Annotated in this window: 20 protein-coding genes and 1 tRNA gene; 10 read left to right on the top strand and 11 right to left on the bottom strand. The window is 61.6% G+C overall.

From position 1 onward, the window contains the following. Positions 1 to 134: 134 nt before the first annotated feature. Entirely contained in the window at positions 135 to 341 is a 207-nt protein-coding gene (locus ACIU1A_RS10300; protein ID WP_140493585.1) for a hypothetical protein, read from the bottom strand. 244 nt (positions 342 to 585) lie between these two features. After that, complete coding sequence (locus ACIU1A_RS10295) at positions 586 to 756, bottom strand: hypothetical protein (RefSeq protein ID WP_140517626.1); 171 nt, start codon at positions 754 to 756, stop codon at positions 586 to 588. 158 nt (positions 757 to 914) lie between these two features. Here ACIU1A_RS10295 and ACIU1A_RS10290 point away from each other — a divergent pair. After that, positions 915 to 990: transfer RNA gene (locus ACIU1A_RS10290), tRNA-Thr, on the top strand. Positions 991 to 1,634: 644 nt separating this feature from the next. On the opposite strand, the gene ACIU1A_RS10285 is transcribed toward ACIU1A_RS10290, so the two are convergent. Further along, positions 1,635 to 2,123, bottom strand: a complete 489-nt coding sequence (locus tag ACIU1A_RS10285; protein WP_404927244.1) for a DUF2569 domain-containing protein — start codon at positions 2,121 to 2,123, stop codon at positions 1,635 to 1,637. A gap of 134 nt (positions 2,124 to 2,257) precedes the next feature. Here ACIU1A_RS10285 and ACIU1A_RS10280 point away from each other — a divergent pair, with 134 nt between their 5' ends. Next, positions 2,258 to 2,464 carry a hypothetical protein gene (locus tag ACIU1A_RS10280; protein ID WP_140522156.1) on the top strand — a complete coding sequence of 69 codons (207 nt, stop codon included), beginning with the start codon at positions 2,258 to 2,260 and terminating at the stop codon, positions 2,462 to 2,464. A gap of 220 nt (positions 2,465 to 2,684) precedes the next feature. On the opposite strand, the gene ACIU1A_RS10275 is transcribed toward ACIU1A_RS10280, so the two are convergent. Beyond that, positions 2,685 to 3,299 (bottom strand): TetR/AcrR family transcriptional regulator, encoded by a 615-nt coding sequence (locus ACIU1A_RS10275; protein ID WP_140655964.1) that lies wholly within the window; start codon positions 3,297 to 3,299, stop codon positions 2,685 to 2,687. Between the two features lie 91 nt (positions 3,300 to 3,390). Between ACIU1A_RS10275 and ACIU1A_RS10270 the strand changes: the two genes are divergently transcribed. Genes ACIU1A_RS10270 through ACIU1A_RS10250 form a run of 5 tightly spaced genes read left to right on the top strand, consistent with a single transcriptional unit; the run spans position 3,391 to position 7,940 of the window. Continuing rightward, positions 3,391 to 4,482 (top strand): spermidine/putrescine ABC transporter substrate-binding protein, encoded by a 1,092-nt coding sequence (locus ACIU1A_RS10270; protein WP_404927243.1) that lies wholly within the window; start codon positions 3,391 to 3,393, stop codon positions 4,480 to 4,482. A 9-nt stretch (positions 4,483 to 4,491) separates the two neighbouring features. Continuing rightward, a complete protein-coding gene (locus ACIU1A_RS10265) occupies positions 4,492 to 5,331 on the top strand; it encodes an ABC transporter permease (protein ID WP_404927242.1) in 840 nt (279 codons plus the stop codon). A 1-nt stretch (position 5,332) separates the two neighbouring features. Then, positions 5,333 to 6,115 carry an ABC transporter permease gene (locus ACIU1A_RS10260; protein ID WP_140817267.1) on the top strand — a complete coding sequence of 261 codons (783 nt, stop codon included), beginning with the start codon at positions 5,333 to 5,335 and terminating at the stop codon, positions 6,113 to 6,115. Continuing rightward, entirely contained in the window at positions 6,112 to 7,176 is a 1,065-nt protein-coding gene (locus ACIU1A_RS10255) for an ABC transporter ATP-binding protein (RefSeq protein ID WP_404927241.1), read from the top strand. The genes ACIU1A_RS10260 and ACIU1A_RS10255 overlap by 4 nt, the downstream gene beginning before the upstream one ends. Before the next feature lie 2 nt (positions 7,177 to 7,178). Then, on the top strand, positions 7,179 to 7,940 hold the full coding sequence (locus ACIU1A_RS10250) for an MBL fold metallo-hydrolase (protein ID WP_404927240.1): 762 nt from the start codon (positions 7,179 to 7,181) through the stop codon (positions 7,938 to 7,940). 18 nt (positions 7,941 to 7,958) lie between these two features. Here the strand turns inward: ACIU1A_RS10250 and ACIU1A_RS10245 are convergent, their stop codons facing one another. Next, complete coding sequence (locus tag ACIU1A_RS10245; RefSeq protein ID WP_181167386.1) at positions 7,959 to 8,123, bottom strand: hypothetical protein; 165 nt, start codon at positions 8,121 to 8,123, stop codon at positions 7,959 to 7,961. Positions 8,124 to 8,441: 318 nt separating this feature from the next. Between ACIU1A_RS10245 and ACIU1A_RS10240 the strand changes: the two genes are divergently transcribed. Then, positions 8,442 to 9,215, top strand: coding sequence for an NAD kinase (locus tag ACIU1A_RS10240; protein ID WP_140522140.1), 774 nt, complete (start codon positions 8,442 to 8,444; stop codon positions 9,213 to 9,215). A gap of 203 nt (positions 9,216 to 9,418) precedes the next feature. After that, on the top strand, positions 9,419 to 11,002 hold the full coding sequence (locus ACIU1A_RS10235; RefSeq protein WP_404927239.1) for a DEAD/DEAH box helicase: 1,584 nt from the start codon (positions 9,419 to 9,421) through the stop codon (positions 11,000 to 11,002). A gap of 71 nt (positions 11,003 to 11,073) precedes the next feature. Here the strand turns inward: ACIU1A_RS10235 and ACIU1A_RS10230 are convergent, their stop codons facing one another. Beyond that, positions 11,074 to 11,679, bottom strand: a complete 606-nt coding sequence (locus ACIU1A_RS10230; protein ID WP_404927896.1) for a hypothetical protein — start codon at positions 11,677 to 11,679, stop codon at positions 11,074 to 11,076. 342 nt (positions 11,680 to 12,021) lie between these two features. On the opposite strand from ACIU1A_RS10230, the gene ACIU1A_RS10225 reads away from it, so the two are divergent. Further along, on the top strand, positions 12,022 to 12,576 hold the full coding sequence (locus ACIU1A_RS10225) for an HXXEE domain-containing protein (protein ID WP_404927238.1): 555 nt from the start codon (positions 12,022 to 12,024) through the stop codon (positions 12,574 to 12,576). A 132-nt stretch (positions 12,577 to 12,708) separates the two neighbouring features. Here ACIU1A_RS10225 and ACIU1A_RS10220 read toward each other — a convergent pair whose 3' ends face one another. The 5 genes from ACIU1A_RS10220 to prfB all read right to left on the bottom strand — a co-directional run bounded on the left by ACIU1A_RS10220 (position 12,709) and on the right by prfB (position 16,272). After that, a complete protein-coding gene (locus ACIU1A_RS10220) occupies positions 12,709 to 13,359 on the bottom strand; it encodes an OmpA family protein (protein ID WP_404927237.1) in 651 nt (216 codons plus the stop codon). A gap of 152 nt (positions 13,360 to 13,511) precedes the next feature. Beyond that, positions 13,512 to 13,880 (bottom strand): GFA family protein, encoded by a 369-nt coding sequence (locus ACIU1A_RS10215; RefSeq protein WP_140493629.1) that lies wholly within the window; start codon positions 13,878 to 13,880, stop codon positions 13,512 to 13,514. A gap of 123 nt (positions 13,881 to 14,003) precedes the next feature. After that, positions 14,004 to 14,375 (bottom strand): hypothetical protein, encoded by a 372-nt coding sequence (locus ACIU1A_RS10210; protein WP_140493631.1) that lies wholly within the window; start codon positions 14,373 to 14,375, stop codon positions 14,004 to 14,006. A gap of 308 nt (positions 14,376 to 14,683) precedes the next feature. Beyond that, complete coding sequence (locus ACIU1A_RS10205; protein WP_140517633.1) at positions 14,684 to 15,103, bottom strand: GFA family protein; 420 nt, start codon at positions 15,101 to 15,103, stop codon at positions 14,684 to 14,686. A 37-nt stretch (positions 15,104 to 15,140) separates the two neighbouring features. Continuing rightward, positions 15,141 to 16,272, bottom strand: a protein-coding gene (gene prfB, locus ACIU1A_RS10200) for a peptide chain release factor 2 (protein WP_140493636.1) whose coding sequence is annotated in 2 segments (ribosomal slippage) — positions 15,141 to 16,205 and positions 16,207 to 16,272 — 1,131 coding nt in all. Because the reading frame shifts where the segments join, the coding sequence is not laid out codon by codon here. Positions 16,273 to 16,394: the final 122 nt, after the last annotated feature.

The raw sequence follows: 16,394 nt of genomic DNA, 5'->3' as shown, positions 1-16,394 counted from the left end.
TTTTGAACGTGAACCGAGGAGGTCGTGCTGACGGCGGCCTGCAAGGGCCTGGCTAGACATTGATGACCGGTCCCATTTCGCCCAACGAAAAAGGACGGCCGAAGCCGCCCTTTCGGGAGAATTGGGTCCCTCCATCAAAGAAAGATGATCACCTTGCCGTGCTTGTGGTAATGATGGTTATGGTGCTTCCACCAAAACTTCTTGAAGTGCTTCTTGTGATGGTTGTGGTGATGATGGTGGCCGTGCATGCCGTGGGCCGACGACGTGCCGACGGTGCCGGCGAGCGCGCCGGTGGCGACGAAAATGGCAACGAGGCCTGAAACGAGAGTGCGCTGGAACATGATGATCTCCTGGATCTTTTGATCGAGGCGACCCATTCGCCTCTGACCATCAGTCGGCGCGGCGCGGGAAAAGGTTCGAAAGGTGGAGGAGATTTTTTTCGGCAAGGCCGGAGATGGGATGAATCGTGAGTGGTGAGTAGTGAGTACTACTGACTACTGACTACTGACTACTGACTACTGACTACTGACTACTGACTACTGACTACTGACTACTGACTACTGACTACTGACTACTGACTACTATTCACCACCCCATGCCCGTGACATGGCGCAGCCAGAAGGCGAGCGCGATGAAGCCGATGATGGTGGTGACGCCGGTCCAGTCGATATTGGCGTTCTTGAGGTTCCTGATGAGCTTCACCAGCAGCATCCAGGCTATGACGACGATCGGCAGGATGATGACGAATCTGATCATGCGACAGCCTCGCCCAAGCGATTGCACCTGCCAGAGATATAGGAAGCGAATTGGCCGTTTTCAGGATGCCGTGTCTGTTGCCCGGCAGCGTTCATGAGCGCCTCAAAACCGACATTTGTCTTTACTGGCGCCGCAAATATGGCTAACCGGTGCCGCATGCCCTTGTAGCTCAGCTGGTAGAGCAGCGGTTTTGTAAACCGAAGGTCGCGGGTTCGATTCCTGCCGGGGGCACCACCCTTCGTTCTTCGAGCTTCGGGTGGCAGGCCACCTTAGAGCTCCCTTGAGTCCAGTATGGCCCTTGTAAGTTTCCCCTTCCGGGACAATTTTCTTACCCGGTCACGACAGGCAGAACGATATAGTTGCCCTAGAGAGACACAATGAGAAGGAATGAGGCCATGATCGGCCGCGCATAGGCGGCGCTGGTCTTATCTTTCAGCCTTTGCTCTCGGCCGGGCCAGCTGACATAGACAAGCCAGATCGAGAAAAGGGTCAGAGCAATCGAGAACCCGAATATGACAAGCTCGAAGGCGTGAAAACTGTAGTGCCGAAGAAGTACGCCACCAACAACGAGAGGCATACCGATTAGCAGCCTCATCCTGATCCGATGGCATACATCCAAACTGGCCATGACGTGCCTTGCGATCCATCCTGCTTGCCAGGTGATCATAGGCAAACGAAATTACCCAACCCTTGATCTGGCGAAAACATACTGCACTGCGGATAAGTTCGGGCGCGGCGCTGCAGGCGATTTAGCCCAGCGCAACCGGCGCGCGGCCCGCCCGGATGGTAGGCCAACCAGCGCCCACTAGACTGAGGAGTCCTCCGAAGCCTTCGACGAAAGAGGACTGCTCATGGGAAGAGAGCCTGGCGGACTCTCGCTAGGAGGCTGTCGCAACCTGGCCGGCTGCCACTTCGCCGCCGAACGTGTTCTTCACCCTGACGGACTTGTAGACGTAGGCGACCCAAGCCCCGGTGAGGATGAACGACAGGACGGGTGTCGCCAGCGCATCTCCAGCAAGGATCTGGCTCACCGGGACGCCCAGAGTTGATGAGATCAAGATCGTGTCCAGGACGAACACAACCGGTATCGCAATCCACTGAACCAGAAACAATTGTGGAAAGCGTCGGCTTCGCCGCAGCATCGAAATGAGCACAACCAGTTGAAGCGCCAGAAATGCCAGATTGAGGGCAACCTCGCTATACACCGCAACCAGTCCATTTGGCAGGGGCATGAGTTGCCGGTAACCCTCGACCGAATTGGCCAAGTCGGCGAGCGTGCGCAGCGGCGACAACACCTGGCCGATCGCCAGCAGCATAAGCCAGCCACCGAATCCTACAAGAGCCGCCGGGCCCTGTGACGGCTTCACGGCTCGCGTGCAATGAGGTCGGTGCCGAAGCGGCGACTTTCTCCTGCTGTCCTGAGTCTCGAGCCCCAACCCGGAACCAAACCCGGCCGGGGAGGGTTAACGACCGAAGGGACCGCAAACTCTGTAGCGGAACAATGATCGAACTCTTGGATATGGAACTGGCCCAAGCCAGGCAGCGAATTGGCCGAGCGGAACTCGCCCTCAAGCGGGCGGAAGAAATGTTGGACGGAGACTGTGGCGTCGGCATCAATCTCGCGCTTTGCAGCAGGATAAGGTCCGCGCAGCGGCGCGTCACCGAAGCGCGAGAGCGCCTGACGAAGATCGATCCGACCGATCACTGATTTTTACCTGCGACACTGCGGCCGCGTCTTTCCTTTCGGTCGATGCTTCGAAGGGATCGCTGATTAGGCCCAGCGGCTACGCTGCCAAGTCCCCGTAACCTCAAGCCGCAGGGCCACCCTGTGCGCGGGGCCCGGCGGTGTAGACGGGCGCCGCCGTTGGCACTCATCGTCAGTCACACTGGCAGCGGAAGCTGGTTTCATGCCGCGGTCGCTTCCATCCTCACATCCCGATCGCCGCCACCAGGATCCGGTTCTGCCGTCGGATCGCCGCGCGCAGTTCCGCTATCCTTGCCTCGTCGCGCTTCACGAACTCGATGAACATCATGTTCATGTTGTTGAAGACCAGCTCACCCACCGCCTGCCCGTCGATGTCGCGCCGCACCAGGCCGATCTCCTGCAGCCTTGCGATCAGGGCGCGGATCTGTTGCGTCAGAGCGCGGTCGAGCGCTGTGTAGGCCTGGCCGAACGGGCTGTCGGGCAGTTGCGTCGAGATCGCCATCGCCTGGCGCCACATTTCCTTGCTGAGATAGTGCAAGGAGTGCTCGATATAGATGCCGATCAGCGTGTCCAGCGCATCGCCGACATTGGCCGGTGGGCTGTCGACCACGCCTCGCCCGGCATTCAGCACCTCGTTGACCTCCATGGAGACGATGGCGCCGAGGATGTCGCCCTTATTCTGGTAGTAATTGTAAATCGTCCCGATCGACACTTCGGCCTGGGCCGCGATCACCTCGATCTTGGCGCCTTCATAGCCGGCCTCGCGGAAAAGCTCGGCCGCCGCCTCGATGATGCGGCGGTGCCGGTCGGCCTTTTGCCTTGCCCTCAATCCACTCATACCGGCTGTCTGCCACAAAAACAGAATTGACTCAATTTTAGAATTGGTTCAACTTTTTGCAAGAAGCCACAAAGGCAAGGGAGAACACTCGATGTCCGCACGATCCGCAGCCAACAATCCGCTTTCAATCCTGAAGAGACATCTGGGCGCCGCTTGCGGCGCCACGGCGCTGGTGCTCTCAGCAGCCGGCGCCAGCCAGGCCGCCGATCTCAACGCCCTGATCTGGTGCGATCATGCCGACCCGGCGCTGCTGCAGCCCTTCGAAGAGGCCAACAACGTCAAGGTCAACGTCAAGGAATTCGAGGGCACCGGCGCGGGGCTCGCCATCGTCGAACAGTCGCAACCCGGCGACTGGGACGTGATGGTGATCGACAGCATCGACGTGCCGCGCGGCGTGGAAAAAGGCCTGTTCGAGCCGCTGCCGGAGGACAAGCTGCCGTTGGGCGACCTCTTTCCGCAGGTGAAGATGGACAACTCCACCGTGGTCGGCGGCAAGCGCTACGGCATCACCGAAAAGTTCGGCTACAACACGATCGGCTTCGACAAGACCAAGGTCGACCCGGCCGACATGCAATCCTTGGCGTCGCTGACAAGCGACAAGTACAAGGGCAAGGTCGCCATCTACGATTATTACCTGCCGGTCATCGGCATGGCGGCACTCGCCATCGGCAAGAAAACGGCTGAACTCACCGAGGCCGATCTTCCCGCCCTCAAGGCCGAACTGCTCAAGATGAAGGCCAACGCCAAGCTGGTCGGCGAGGTGACCGCCAGCCAGACAGCGCTCGCCACCGGTGAAGTCGATATTCTGGTCGGCGGCGGCGAATGGGTGACGGCGGGCCTGGCCAAGGAGAACCCGGCGCTGGACTTCTCGATCCCCAAGGAGGGAGCGGTGCTGTGGTCGCAGTCGCTGGCCATGTTCAAGGACTCCAAGAACAAGGACGTGGCGCTGAAATTCATCCAGTACATCATGAGCCCGGAAGGCCAGGCGCGGCTTGCCACCTCGTCCTGCTATTGGGGCATGCCGGCGAACAGCAAGGCGGCACTCACCGACGACCAGAAGAAGATCCTGCGCTTCGACGAGCAGCCCGAATTCCTTGCCCGCGCCCAGGCCTATCCGGCGCCGAATACCGATCTCGACAAGAAGATGCAGGACATGTGGACCGAGATGCTGCAGGCGCAGTAGACGGGCGTCGTGAGCAGCACCGCGAACAAGGCCTTGCCCTGGGCGCTGGTTACGCCGGCGCTCGGCTGGACCTTGCTGTTCTTCGTTTTGCCTTTCATCGCCGTGGGGCTTTCCAGCCTGACGTCGCATGAGGGCGGCGGCTTCACATCGGCCAATTACAGCCAGTTCTTCACCAATCCTGCCTATTGGCAAGCCATGGTGAACTCGCTTCAGGTGACGGCGATCGTCACCGTGGTCTCGGTGCTGCTTGCCTACCCTTTCGCCTGGATCCTGGCCGAACAGATACCGGAACGCTGGCAGCGGCTGGCGCTGATGCTGGCCGTGCTGCCGTTCTGGACGTCCTATGTCGTGCGCTCCTATTCCTGGCTTCTGGTGGTGGCGCAGAACGGCGTCATCAACCGGACGCTGACCGGCATCGGCTTGACCAGCGAACCGCTGCAGCTCGCCAATACGCGCTTCGCCACCGTGACCGGCTTCGTGCATTTCTTCGTCATGCTTTTGACGCTAACGATCTTCGCCAATTTGAAGCAGCTCAGTCCGAGCTACCGCAAGGCCGCCGCTGATCTCGGCGCCGGGCCGGTGCGCACCTTCCTGCACGTCATCCTGCCGCTGACCTTGCCCGGCATCATGGTCGGCGCCTTCCTGACCTTCGTGCTGTGCATCGGCGATTACATCACGCCGCAGATCCTGGGCGGCAACAACGAGCTGGTCATGCCGCAGCTGGTGATGATGCAGATCGGCCGGCGCGGCGACTTTCCGCTGGCCTCGGCGCTCTCGATCATCCTGATGGCGGTCGTGACCATCGCCTATCTCGCCTGCGCCCGCTGGCTGAAGATCGAGCGGGCCTGAGATGCGCCGGATCGTCCGAACCGCTTCCTGTCTCTACGCGATCGCCATCTATGGCTTCATTTTCCTGCCGGTGGTCGTGCTCGTGCTGTTCTCGCTGCAGGCAACCTCCTTTCCCATCCCGCCCTTCACCGGCCCGTCGCTGCGCTGGTACCAGGCCGTCCTGTCCGATGCGCGGCTGACCTCGGCGCTGGTGAACTCGCTGCTGGTGGCCGTCCTTTCGTCGCTCGCGGCCGTCACGCTCGGCTTCCTCAGCGCCTGGGCGTTCGCGCGCTTCGTGCTGCCGGGTTCGGCCCTGCTGCGAGGGTTGATCACGCTACCGCTTACCGTCAGCTATCTCATCATCGGCATGGGGCTGCTGGTGCTGTTCAACTGGGCCGGCGTGCCGAAATCGCTGATGGCCGCCGGCATCGGCCATGTCGTGATCAACCTGCCGCTCTGCTTCGCCATCGTCTACAGCCAGATGGGCGACCACCAGATCAACATCGAGCGCGCCGCGCGCGATCTCGGCGCGCCAGAATGGAAAGTGCTGCTCTTGATTACTGTGCCTGTCATGGCGCCGGCCATCTTCGCCGGCTTCTTCCTGTCGATGACCTTTTCCTGGGACGAATTCGTGATCTCCTTCCTGCTGACACGCTTCGAAACCACGCTGCCGGTCGAAATCTGGAATCTGCTGCGCTCTGGCCTCAACCCCAAGACCAACGCAGTCGGCTCGCTGGTGTTCGCCGTTTCCATCGTGCTGGTGGTGCTGTTCGAATTGACATTGCTGCGGAGGAAGCCGGCATGAGCGCGCCCCTGGTCGACATCCGCGGGATCTCGCACCGTTTCGGCCAGCTGGCGGTGCTGAAAGACGTATCGCTGCGGATCGAGCCCGGTAGCTACACCATCCTGCTCGGACCGTCGGGCTCCGGCAAGACGACGCTTTTGTCGATTTTGGGCGGCTTCGTCACACCGAGCGAAGGCAAGGTGTTCATCCGAGGCGAGGACTGCACCGCCGTTCCGCCGGCAAAGCGCCCGACAACGACGGTGTTCCAGGATTATGCGCTGTTTCCGCATATGAGCGTCGGCGGCAATGTCGGTTTTGGCCTGCGCATGCAAGGCGTCGATGGCGCGACACGCGCCGCGCGGGCGCGTGAGACGCTGGCGCTGGTCGGGCTGGATGCCGCCTTCGACAAGAAGCCGCACCAGCTCTCCGGCGGCCAGCGGCAGCGCGTAGCGCTGGCGCGCGCACTGGTGATCGAGCCGGCGGTGCTGCTGCTCGACGAGCCGCTCGGCGCGCTCGACCTCAAACTGCGCCGGCAGATGCAGGACGAATTGAAAGCGATCCAGAAGCGCGTCGGCACCGCCTTCATCCATGTCACCCACGACCAGGAAGAAGCGATGGCGCTGGCCGACCACTGCGTGGTGATGAGTGACGGCCGCATCGAGGACGAAGGGCCGCCCGAACGCGTCTATGCGCGGCCAAAGACACGCTTTTCGGCGACTTTCATGGGCGAGAGCACCATTCTTCGCGGAACGGTGGCGGAGATGATGGACAGGACAAGCACTGTCGCAACACAGGTCGGGCCGGTCTTGGCGTCCGGAGCGTTGCCGGTGGGATCGGCGGTTGCCTTGGCCATCCGGCCGGAGCACCTTGCCCTGGGCGCGACCTCAGGCGCCACAAAGCTGGGAAAGGCGCAGGTCAGTGATGTCGTGTTCCAGGGCAGCTTCAAGCGCGTGCTCGCGGTCTCCGCTGAAGACGCCAGGCTGCAATTCATCGCCAAACTGCCCGCGACGTCCGCCGTGGAGCCGGGCGACACGGTCTCGGTTTCCTGCGACACAGACAAGATCATCCTGCTGACGGATTGAACATGGGCATGCTTGCGGTCGTCGACGCACCTGACTGGTACGAAACCATCGGCATGGGCGACGGTGTCACGCTGATCCACGAGCCATGGATCAAACCGTTCTTCCGCTGCAATATGTGGCATGTGCGCGGCCGCGACCGCGACCTGCTGTTCGATACCGGGCTTGGCCATTTCAGCCTCAGGCGCCATGTGCCGCTGGTCAGCGAGCGCAAGCTCACCTGCGTCGCCAGCCACACGCATTTCGATCATATAGGCTGCCACCATGAATTTCCCGAACGTTGCGTGCATGCGGCCGAGGCTGAAATCCTCGCCGATCCGCGCAACGAATGGACGGTGGCTGACCGCTACGCCAATGAAGAGATGTTCGATCGCCAGCCGGAAGGCTGGGACACGGCGCGCTATCGCATCATGCCCGCCCCGGCGGACCGCCTGCTCGAACATGGCGACCTCGTCGATCTCGGCGATCGCGCCTTCGAAGTGATCCACACGCCCGGGCATTCGCCAGGCGGTATCGCTCTGTACGAGAAGAAGACCCGCATCCTGCTTTCCGGCGACATCATCTATGATGGCCCGCTGATCGACGACGTCTACCATTCCGATATCGATAATTATCTGGGGACGCTGCTTGCCATGCGCGACCTCGACGTCTCGGTCGTGCATGGCGGCCATTTCCCGAGCTTCGGCAAGGTACGCTACCGGCAGTTGATCGATGAGTATCTGGCGCAGAAGCGACAGGCCGGCTGCCATCTGCAACCACGCTCCTAGCAGTCAGCTTGTTTTGACCTACAGCGCCCTTTGCGGACAAGGCATACCGGCGGCGTCGCCGCAGCGCGAGGCCGTGGGCAAGGGCCTGAGGCTTGTTTCTTCCGAGCGGCGCACCAGTTCGGCGAAGACAAGCGCGAAGCTTCCCAGCACGACGGAGATGATGATCAGGCGTGTTACCAGCAATATGTTGGTCCCGGCTGGCGCGTGTCCCCGGAATCGGGCTCGACTCTCGAAGGATTCACGCACGATCAAAAGTGCCACAGCGTCTTTCGTATCCTGAAAGGCATAAAATCGCTGTGGGCGCCCCCACGCCACCATGCCGGCTAACATGATCGATGCGGCTTTACGAGAGTTTAAGCCCGGCCTTAACCATCACATTGGCTCGTTCCCTGATATGATTCGCGACTGCCGGTTCGAACCGCACGTCTGCGGGCTCTCTTTGCACACAGGCCCGCCCATGCTACCCCGGCCCAGCCGCCAACCGGTCACCGTCGGGGAGCCATGAGCAAAGCCGCCAACAGCATCGCCTTCGTCTCGTCCGGCACGCCTGACGCCAAAGCGGCGCTGGAAAGCCTGTCGGCGCGCTATGGCCAGCATTCGGTCGCGGAAGCCGAGGTCGTCGTGGCCCTGGGCGGCGACGGTTTCCTGCTGCAAACTTTGCGCGATACGATGGGGACCGGCAAAAAGGTCTACGGCATGAACCGTGGCACAATCGGCTTCCTGATGAACGAATACCGTTCCGGAGGTCTCGCCGAGCGCATCGCGGCCGCGGTCGCCGAAACGATCCGTCCGCTGGAGATGCAGGCCGTTACCTCGGATGGCGAAACCGTCTCGGCGCTGGCCATCAACGAAGTGGCGTTATGGCGCCAGTCCTATCAGACGGCCAAGATCCGCATCACCATAGATGACCAGGTACGGCTCGAGGAACTGAATTGCGACGGCGTGATGATCGCCACGCCGGCCGGCTCCACCGCCTACAACCTTTCGGCGCATGGGCCCATCCTGCCGCTCGACGCGCCGCTGCTGGCGCTTACCCCCGTCAGCCCGTTTCGCCCCCGCCGCTGGCGCGGCGCTTTGCTTTCCAACAAGGCAACCGTGCGCTTCGACATACTAGAGGCGGAAAAGCGGCCGGTGAACGCCGCCGCCGACCATACGGAGGTCAAGGCCGTAGCTTCCGTGACGGTGAGGGAATCTGCGACGGCGACCGCAACTTTGCTGTTCGATCCCAATCACTCGTGGAACGAACGCATACTGGCGGAACAGTTCCGTTATTGACCCGATATTGAGCCGGCGCGCGGATAAGCGGCCGGATCACACATAGTAATTAAGGTTACGACTTCACAATCGAACCATTGCCGGCCGTTTGTGTTGACAAATCGCGGGCTTGCGCCTAGTTGCAGTGATGATCTTGCGGGCGCGCGGCGCCTGCCGCGACGGATGCCGTTGCGCTTCCCCGAACAGCCAAAGACAGCCAGAACTTGTCCTCAGACACCCAGACCGCTCAAGAAGCATTGACTTTCGCGGACCTCGGCCTATCGCCGAAGGTCCTTTCCGCAGTCACCGACGCCGGCTACCTCAAGCCGACGCCGATCCAGGCCGGCGCCATTCCGCACGCGCTTCTGGGCAAGGATGTGCTTGGCATAGCACAGACCGGTACCGGCAAGACGGCCTCCTTCGTGCTGCCGATGCTGACACGACTGGAAAAGGGCCGCGCCCGCGCCCGCATGCCCCGCACGCTGATCCTGGAGCCGACCCGCGAGCTTGCGGCGCAGGTCGAGGAAAACTTCATAAAATACGGCAAGAACCACAAGCTCAACATCGCACTGCTGATCGGCGGCGTGTCGTTCGACGAACAGGACAAGAAACTGGAGCGTGGCGCCGACGTGCTCATCGCGACGCCCGGCCGCATGCTCGACCACCGCGAGCGCGGCAAGCTCTTGCTCAACGGCGTCGAGATCCTCGTCATCGACGAAGCCGATCGCATGCTCGACATGGGCTTCATTCCCGATATCGAGCGTATCTGCGAGATGATCCCCTTCACCCGGCAGACGCTGTTCTTCTCGGCGACGATGCCGCCCGAGATCACCAAGCTGACCGAAAAGTTCCTGCACGCGCCGGTGCGCGTCGAGGTTTCAAAGGCCGCCTCCGCCGCGACCAACATCATCCAGCGGCTGGTGAAGTCCGGTTCCAAACCCTGGGACAAGCGCGAGACGCTGCGCAACCTGATCAAAGCCGAGGATGCGGAGCTGAAGAACGCCATCATCTTCTGCAACCGCAAGATCGAGGTGTCGGAGCTGTTCCGCTCGCTGCTGAAATATGACTTCGACGCCGGCGCGCTGCATGGCGACATGGACCAGCGCGCGCGCATGCAGATGCTGGCCAATTTCCGCGACGGCAAGCTGCGGTATCTGGTCGCCTCCGACGTGGCCGCGCGCGGCCTCGACATTCCCGATGTCAGCCACGTCTTCAACTATGACGTCCCGATCCATGCCGAGGATTACGTCCACCGGATCGGCCGTACCGGCCGCGCCGGGCGCTTCGGAAAATCCTTCACCATCGCGACCAAGTCCGACACCAAGTACATCGACGCCATCGAACGGCTGATCGGCACCAAGATCGAGTGGCATGACGGTGACCTGTCGACGGTGGTGGCCAGCGAAGGCGAGGACGAAGCACCGCGCCGTGGCCGCGGTGCGCCGCGGCGCGCCGGCCGCAAGGACGACGACCGCAAGGACAGGGGCGAGCGCAAGAGAGGCGGACGCCAGGCCAAGCACGGCGAAGACGCGGCACCGGAAACCGTGCGCGAGGAACAGCCGGTCGCGACCGAGGAAACAGTCGCCGGCACTGGTGAGCGGCGCACGCGCAAGGACGCTATCCGCTCGGAAAATTCCGAGCGCAAGAGCTCCGCGGCGCGCAGCGAGCGACGTGCACCGGAGCGCGGCGACACCAGGCCCCAGCGCGATGACCGTCGCCCTGCCCGCAACCGAGAAGACGAAAACGACGCCACCGTTGGCTTCGGCGACGACATGCCGGCCTTCATGCGCATCGTCGCCAAGGGCTGACCGACGAGTGGTTCCAAGACAAGACGGCCATCCGGCTTGCCCTCCCGGCAAGCTCCTGGCTGGGCTGGCCGTTACATCGGCCCAGGCATCATCTTGGTCGGTTTCTCCAACATCGGAAACTCGGCCTTGTTGCATTTCACGTTCGGGTTCGTCGGACTGAACATGCCGTTCGGATTATCACCCAGCCAGGCGTGAAGATCGTAGTGGACGAACTCCCTCGGGATGAGCGGATAGTGTCCCTCCATCGGACCCATGAAGGTTTGGCCAAACAGCTTCGGCGGCTCTTTGAGGTCCGGCGTCAGCGGCACCAGCCATTCCGCCCCGACCAGGCGCAGACCGTTTTTCGTCGGCTCGTAGATCAGCACATTGGGGCGCATCGGGTCGAGTTTTTGGCCGACACTTGGGACGTTGACGAAATGGATGCCCATGGCGCCTTTCGGGTAGTACATCGCTCCGGATATCTTTTCTCCGCTATAGTAGACGCAGCCGACCGTCGACAGATAAAGGTCGCGGACGGCGGCGGTGTAGTCCTCATATTTGGCGAGCGACTTTTTCAAGGCCTCGATGTCAGCTTTGTTGACATCCTCGGCTCGAGCCGCCGCGACGCCCAACCATGCGCTTACAAGACCTGTTAAAGCGAAGACGCCGCAGCGCCCGAGGCTGGCTGTTCTTGTCATGCATTCCTCCCAGATTTTTTTGATCTGGCCGTGCAAGACCGAGGCTGAAAAAGAAAATGCTTATTGCGCGGCCAAGTGTACCGCCTCATCCCCTCCGGAACAGCGACGATGCTATTCCTTTCCATGGCTGCGGGAAAGCGCTTATTTAGGACTGGCTAATTCTCTGGCACGCCAATCTCAATCTGAGCGCGGCCGGTCGCGGCCGGTGAAGCTGTTGCCGTCATCGCCGAGTGACGCCACCGTTGGCTTCGGCTACGACACACCGGCCTTCATACGCATTGTCGCCAAGGTCTGATATCGTGGTGTGTTGCAAGGACGCACGGCCTCGCCGAAGATGGCGTGATGAAGCGTCTGGTGGAAGATTGGGTCTATGGTGGCGTGCTCGCCGGCCTCACCCTGTGCGTGGTGGCGATCGGGCTGGCCGCTCGATTGGAGACAGCCGAGTTCGCCGTCTTCCTGCTGATTCCGATTTACATGCTCCACCAATACGAGGAGCATGCCGAGGACCGATTCCGGCTTTTCGTCAACAAGATGCTCGGCGGTGGGGCGCCGCTGCTTACCCGCTTCGATGTCTTTGTGATCAACGTACCGGGTTTATGGGGCATCTATTCCCTGGTTTTCACCCTCGCTGTCACGGTCAATGCCGGGATAGGGCTGATCGCCGCCTACACCACCCTGATCAACGCTTTGGTTCACGTCGCGCAGGCCATCAGGATGCGCAGCTACAACCCCGGGCTCATCACCGCAATTGTCTTGTTCGTACCCGCATCCATCTGGTCGATCCTGACGCTTTCCGGTTCGGGAACGGGTTTCCATGTCCTTGGACTTGCGGCCGGGCTGCTCATTCATGGACTGATCGTTGCCCATGTCGTCCGGCGGCAGCGCCTGACCCAATGAGCGACGGTCGATAAGCCGACCTCACCGCAACATCATGGAAGAACCAGGCGGCCGCAGGCCTGGCCGTCGGTCGCATTTTGCAAACAAAAACGGCCCCTTGCGAGGCCGTTTTTGCATTCTGATCGATGCTGCTCAGGTGAGCGGCGAAAGCTGGATCTCGACGCGACGGTTTTGAGCGCGACCCTCGGCGGTGGCATTGGACGCTACCGGACGGGTCTTGCCGAATCCCGTGACGGCGAAGCGGCGCAGATCGACGCCCTGGCCAGCCAGGTAGTTGGCGACCGCCAGCGCGCGGCGCTGCGACAGATCGAAATTATGCTGGTCGCCGCCGGTCGAATCGGTATGGCCGAACACGTCGACCGTGGTCTGCTTGAACTTCTTCAGCACCAGCGCGACCGAATTCAGCACCTGGTAGAAGCCGGGCTTCACCGCATCCTGATCGACGTTGAAGGTGATATCGGACGGCATATTGAGGATGATCTGGTCGCCGGAGCGGGTGACGCTGACGCCTGTGCCCTCCAACTGCCGGCGCAGTTCGGCTTCGTTCTGGTCCATGGTGGCGCCGATGGCGCCGCCAGCCAGCGCCCCGATGCCGGCGCCGATCAGCGCGTTGCGACGATCATTGCCGCCCGCAAGCAGGCCAAGACTGGCGCCGGCCAAGGCGCCGAGGCCGGCGCCGGCCGCCGTATTGGAAATCTTCTGGTCGCCGGTATACGGATCGGTGGTGGTGCAGGCGCTCACCAGCACAGCCGTCGCCACGACGACGAGCACGGTCTTCTTCATAGGATTGTCCCTCTCCAAGTCACGCCTTGCGGTGGCGCCAAATCAGCCCTTCGCGCGACTTGTACCATGAAATGCGGCGAAAAGCGGAACGGGAAAAGCACCGGCGACGGCTTTTCCCCGGGGCACGATTTCCCGATTGGGCGTCCAGGAATCTACCAGAGATTCTTGCCGTCGATGGCCACCACTTCGACCTTGTCCAGGTCGAAATCGTCGAACAACCGCGAGTTGACACTGATCTTGGGATTGTCGAAATCCGGCTCTCCGCTCGACCAGTCCGGTGTTTCGGTGAAGGTCCCGCAGCCGCAGGTGTCGCAAAAACCGTGCTTAACGGTCTTTGATCCCCACTGATAGAAGGAAACATTCTTCTGCGGCGTGAGGAGCTTGAACTGCGCCGGAGTGTAGTAGGCCCAAAGCGAGCCGCGTTTCGAGCAGAACGAACAAGTGCACTGCGTCAGCGTCTGCGGTGCTTGCGAAACCTCGAATATCGTCGCCTTGCAGTGGCAGCTTCCCTTGATGGTCATGGACGTCACCTCTCCCTTGTCCGCCGCCCTCAGGCAACGCAACACAAAGAAGCGGTCCTGGCAACTGTCCGTCAGCAGGCCCCCTATCGCGGTCCGGGCCGGTCGCCGCTGCGCCTTTCGGGCTTAGTAGGAACGCGGCGGCACGAACAGGCAGATCGTCTTACCCGCGTCGAGACCCGCTTGATGCGCGCACCAGTGGAATTCGCCGTCCGGGCTGTCCTTCACACGCTTATCGGTCATGGGGACAACTTCCCCCGTGCCGGCGATCACATAACCCTCGGGTTTTTCCAAAACCTCGCCCGTATGGGCCGTGCGGCAATCGTAGTTAGCGCAGCATGCGAATGGATAGCTCCAACCCAGCGGCTTCGCCGCTGTAGGCTTGGCGTCGTGGGCGAAGGCAGGCGCCATCGGCAACGCAATCGCTGCGATTGCAAGCAGGCAGAGCATGAGTCGGCCCACCGCGGCCCGAGCCGATTTTGATGGGGCAGCAGACATGGAAGCGCTCCTTTCGACGAGCATCAAGCGTTTCGCTTGCCCGTTCCTGAAACGTGTCTTCCCAGCGGCCGGATCGTCAGCAGGCATTTCTGCCGCGCCCGGCCATAGATGCTTTTGTCTCCCCTCGACCATGGATGGTGGGCCGATTTGTGAGTCGGCGCAAGAAACCACTGCATGCCGATGTCGCAGGCTGAATGCCGCGCATCGGCAACAGAAAACAGGCGCCGTCTCTCGATTGGATAGGCAGGCACAACCATGCCCAGCAGACGGGATCGCAGATAACGAGATTCAGCGAGAGAAGTTCCGGCCTATTCGCCAGCAGGTCCTGTGATCACGTGTTCGTCATACTGCGGCAGGCCGTCGCTGATCGTGTACCATGGCGCCTTGGAACCGACGAAGATATGCTCGGTCGGGCGGATGCTCGGGTTGTCGACGAGCGTTCCCATCGCGACATGGACGAAGGCGCCCTGGCGCACGACCGAATAGAGCAGCGAACCGCACCGCTTGCAGTGCGCGTCATGGCCGTTGTCGTCGCCGAAGACCAGCAACATGTCGTGGCCCTTGGTCAGGACAAACTTGGCGCGTTCGATGCCCGCGAAGGGCTTGAAAGCCGAACCTGTCGTGCGCCGGCAGTTCGAGCAATGGCAATTCGCCGCGTACAGGAACTCGTCAGCGACCGCATAGTGCACCGCGCCGCAGAAGCACTTTCCAACAAGCTTGCGAGCCATCATCCAATCCAAATGTGTGGCACTGTAGGCGCCGGCCCTAATCCAGGTCCGCCACCGCTTCCCCAGCACCACCCTCGATGCGTTGCGACAGCGAGGCTTCCATGAAGTCATCGAGGTCGCCATCGAGCACGCTCGACGGGCTGGTGCTTTCGACACCTGTGCGCAGATCCTTCACCAGCTGATAGGGCTGCAGCACGTAGGAGCGGATCTGGTGACCCCATCCAATGTCGCTCTTCGATGCTTCGGTGGCGTTGGCGACGGCTTCGCGCTTCTTCAGCTCTTCCTCGTAAAGCCGCGAGCGCAGCATCTCCCAGGCCTTTGCCCGATTTTTGTGCTGCGAACGTTCGGCCTGGCAGGCGACCGCTATGCCGGTGGCGAGATGGGTAATGCGCACCGCCGAATCGGTGGTGTTGACGTGCTGGCCGCCTGAACCGGACGAACGATAGGTGTCGATGCGCACGTCGGATTCGGAAACGTCGATCTCGATCGTATCGTCGATGACGGGATAGACCCAGACGCTGGCGAAGGATGTGTGCCGGCGCGCGTTGCTGTCATAGGGTGAAATGCGCACCAGGCGATGGACGCCGGATTCCGTCTTCAGCCAACCATAGGCATTGTGGCCCTTGATCAGCAGCGTCGCAGACTTGATGCCTGCCTCTTCGCCGTCATGCACTTCCAGCACCTCGACCTTGAAGCGGCGGCGCTCGGCCCAGCGCGTGTACATGCGCAGCAACATCGAGGCCCAGTCCTGGCTTTCGGTGCCGCCGGCGCCTGCGTGGATTTCGAGATAGGTGTCGTTGGCGTCGGCTTCGCCCGACAGCAGCGTCTCGACCTGGCGGGCCTTCGCCTCGCCTTGCATCGAGCGGATCGCTGCCTCAGCCTCGGCAACGACGCTCTCGTCGCCCTCTTCCTCGCCGAGTTCGATCAGGCCGATATTGTCTTCCAGCGCCTGGGTCAGGCCCCTGACCGCCGCGATGCCTTCCTCGAGGCCCTGGCGCTCGCGCATCAGCTTCTGCGCTTCCAGCGGTTCGTTCCAGAGGCTGGCGTCCTCGGCGCGGACGTTGAGATATTCAAGCCGCTTTATGGCCTGATCCCAGTCAAAGATGCCTCCTCAGCAGGGTAATTGCCTGCCTGATCTCGTCGACAATATTCTGCGTTTCCGCGCGCATGGCCTGATGTTTTATCCTGTTGCTGAAAGTGACGCCTGGTCGGCGCGATACATAGGGACGGCGCCGCCGCCTGTAAAGCAAATTGGACCGGCCCAGGGCCGGCCCAATCCTGCATGCATACC

This window comes from Mesorhizobium maamorense (genome assembly GCF_044998965.1).
GTDB lineage: Bacteria > Pseudomonadota > Alphaproteobacteria > Rhizobiales > Rhizobiaceae > Mesorhizobium.
Note: the sequence above shows the minus strand (reverse complement) of the source record. Positions and strands in the feature narration are given on the sequence as shown.

Coding starts and splice junctions, on each gene's coding strand:
- ACIU1A_RS10270 (WP_404927243.1), top strand. CDS start 3,391: ATGTCCGCACGATCCGCAGCCAACAATCCGCTTTCAATCCTGAAGAGA.
- ACIU1A_RS10225 (WP_404927238.1), top strand. CDS start 12,022: ATGAAGCGTCTGGTGGAAGATTGGGTCTATGGTGGCGTGCTCGCCGGC.
- ACIU1A_RS10280 (WP_140522156.1), top strand. CDS start 2,258: ATGATCGAACTCTTGGATATGGAACTGGCCCAAGCCAGGCAGCGAATT.
- ACIU1A_RS10300 (WP_140493585.1), bottom strand. CDS start 341: ATGTTCCAGCGCACTCTCGTTTCAGGCCTCGTTGCCATTTTCGTCGCC.
- ACIU1A_RS10295 (WP_140517626.1), bottom strand. CDS start 756: ATGATCAGATTCGTCATCATCCTGCCGATCGTCGTCATAGCCTGGATG.
- ACIU1A_RS10220 (WP_404927237.1), bottom strand. CDS start 13,359: ATGAAGAAGACCGTGCTCGTCGTCGTGGCGACGGCTGTGCTGGTGAGC.
- ACIU1A_RS10210 (WP_140493631.1), bottom strand. CDS start 14,375: ATGTCTGCTGCCCCATCAAAATCGGCTCGGGCCGCGGTGGGCCGACTC.
- ACIU1A_RS10255 (WP_404927241.1), top strand. CDS start 6,112: ATGAGCGCGCCCCTGGTCGACATCCGCGGGATCTCGCACCGTTTCGGC.
- ACIU1A_RS10215 (WP_140493629.1), bottom strand. CDS start 13,880: ATGACCATCAAGGGAAGCTGCCACTGCAAGGCGACGATATTCGAGGTT.
- ACIU1A_RS10250 (WP_404927240.1), top strand. CDS start 7,179: ATGGGCATGCTTGCGGTCGTCGACGCACCTGACTGGTACGAAACCATC.
- ACIU1A_RS10275 (WP_140655964.1), bottom strand. CDS start 3,299: ATGAGTGGATTGAGGGCAAGGCAAAAGGCCGACCGGCACCGCCGCATC.
- ACIU1A_RS10230 (WP_404927896.1), bottom strand. CDS start 11,679: ATGACAAGAACAGCCAGCCTCGGGCGCTGCGGCGTCTTCGCTTTAACA.
- ACIU1A_RS10260 (WP_140817267.1), top strand. CDS start 5,333: ATGCGCCGGATCGTCCGAACCGCTTCCTGTCTCTACGCGATCGCCATC.
- ACIU1A_RS10205 (WP_140517633.1), bottom strand. CDS start 15,103: ATGGCTCGCAAGCTTGTTGGAAAGTGCTTCTGCGGCGCGGTGCACTAT.
- ACIU1A_RS10240 (WP_140522140.1), top strand. CDS start 8,442: ATGAGCAAAGCCGCCAACAGCATCGCCTTCGTCTCGTCCGGCACGCCT.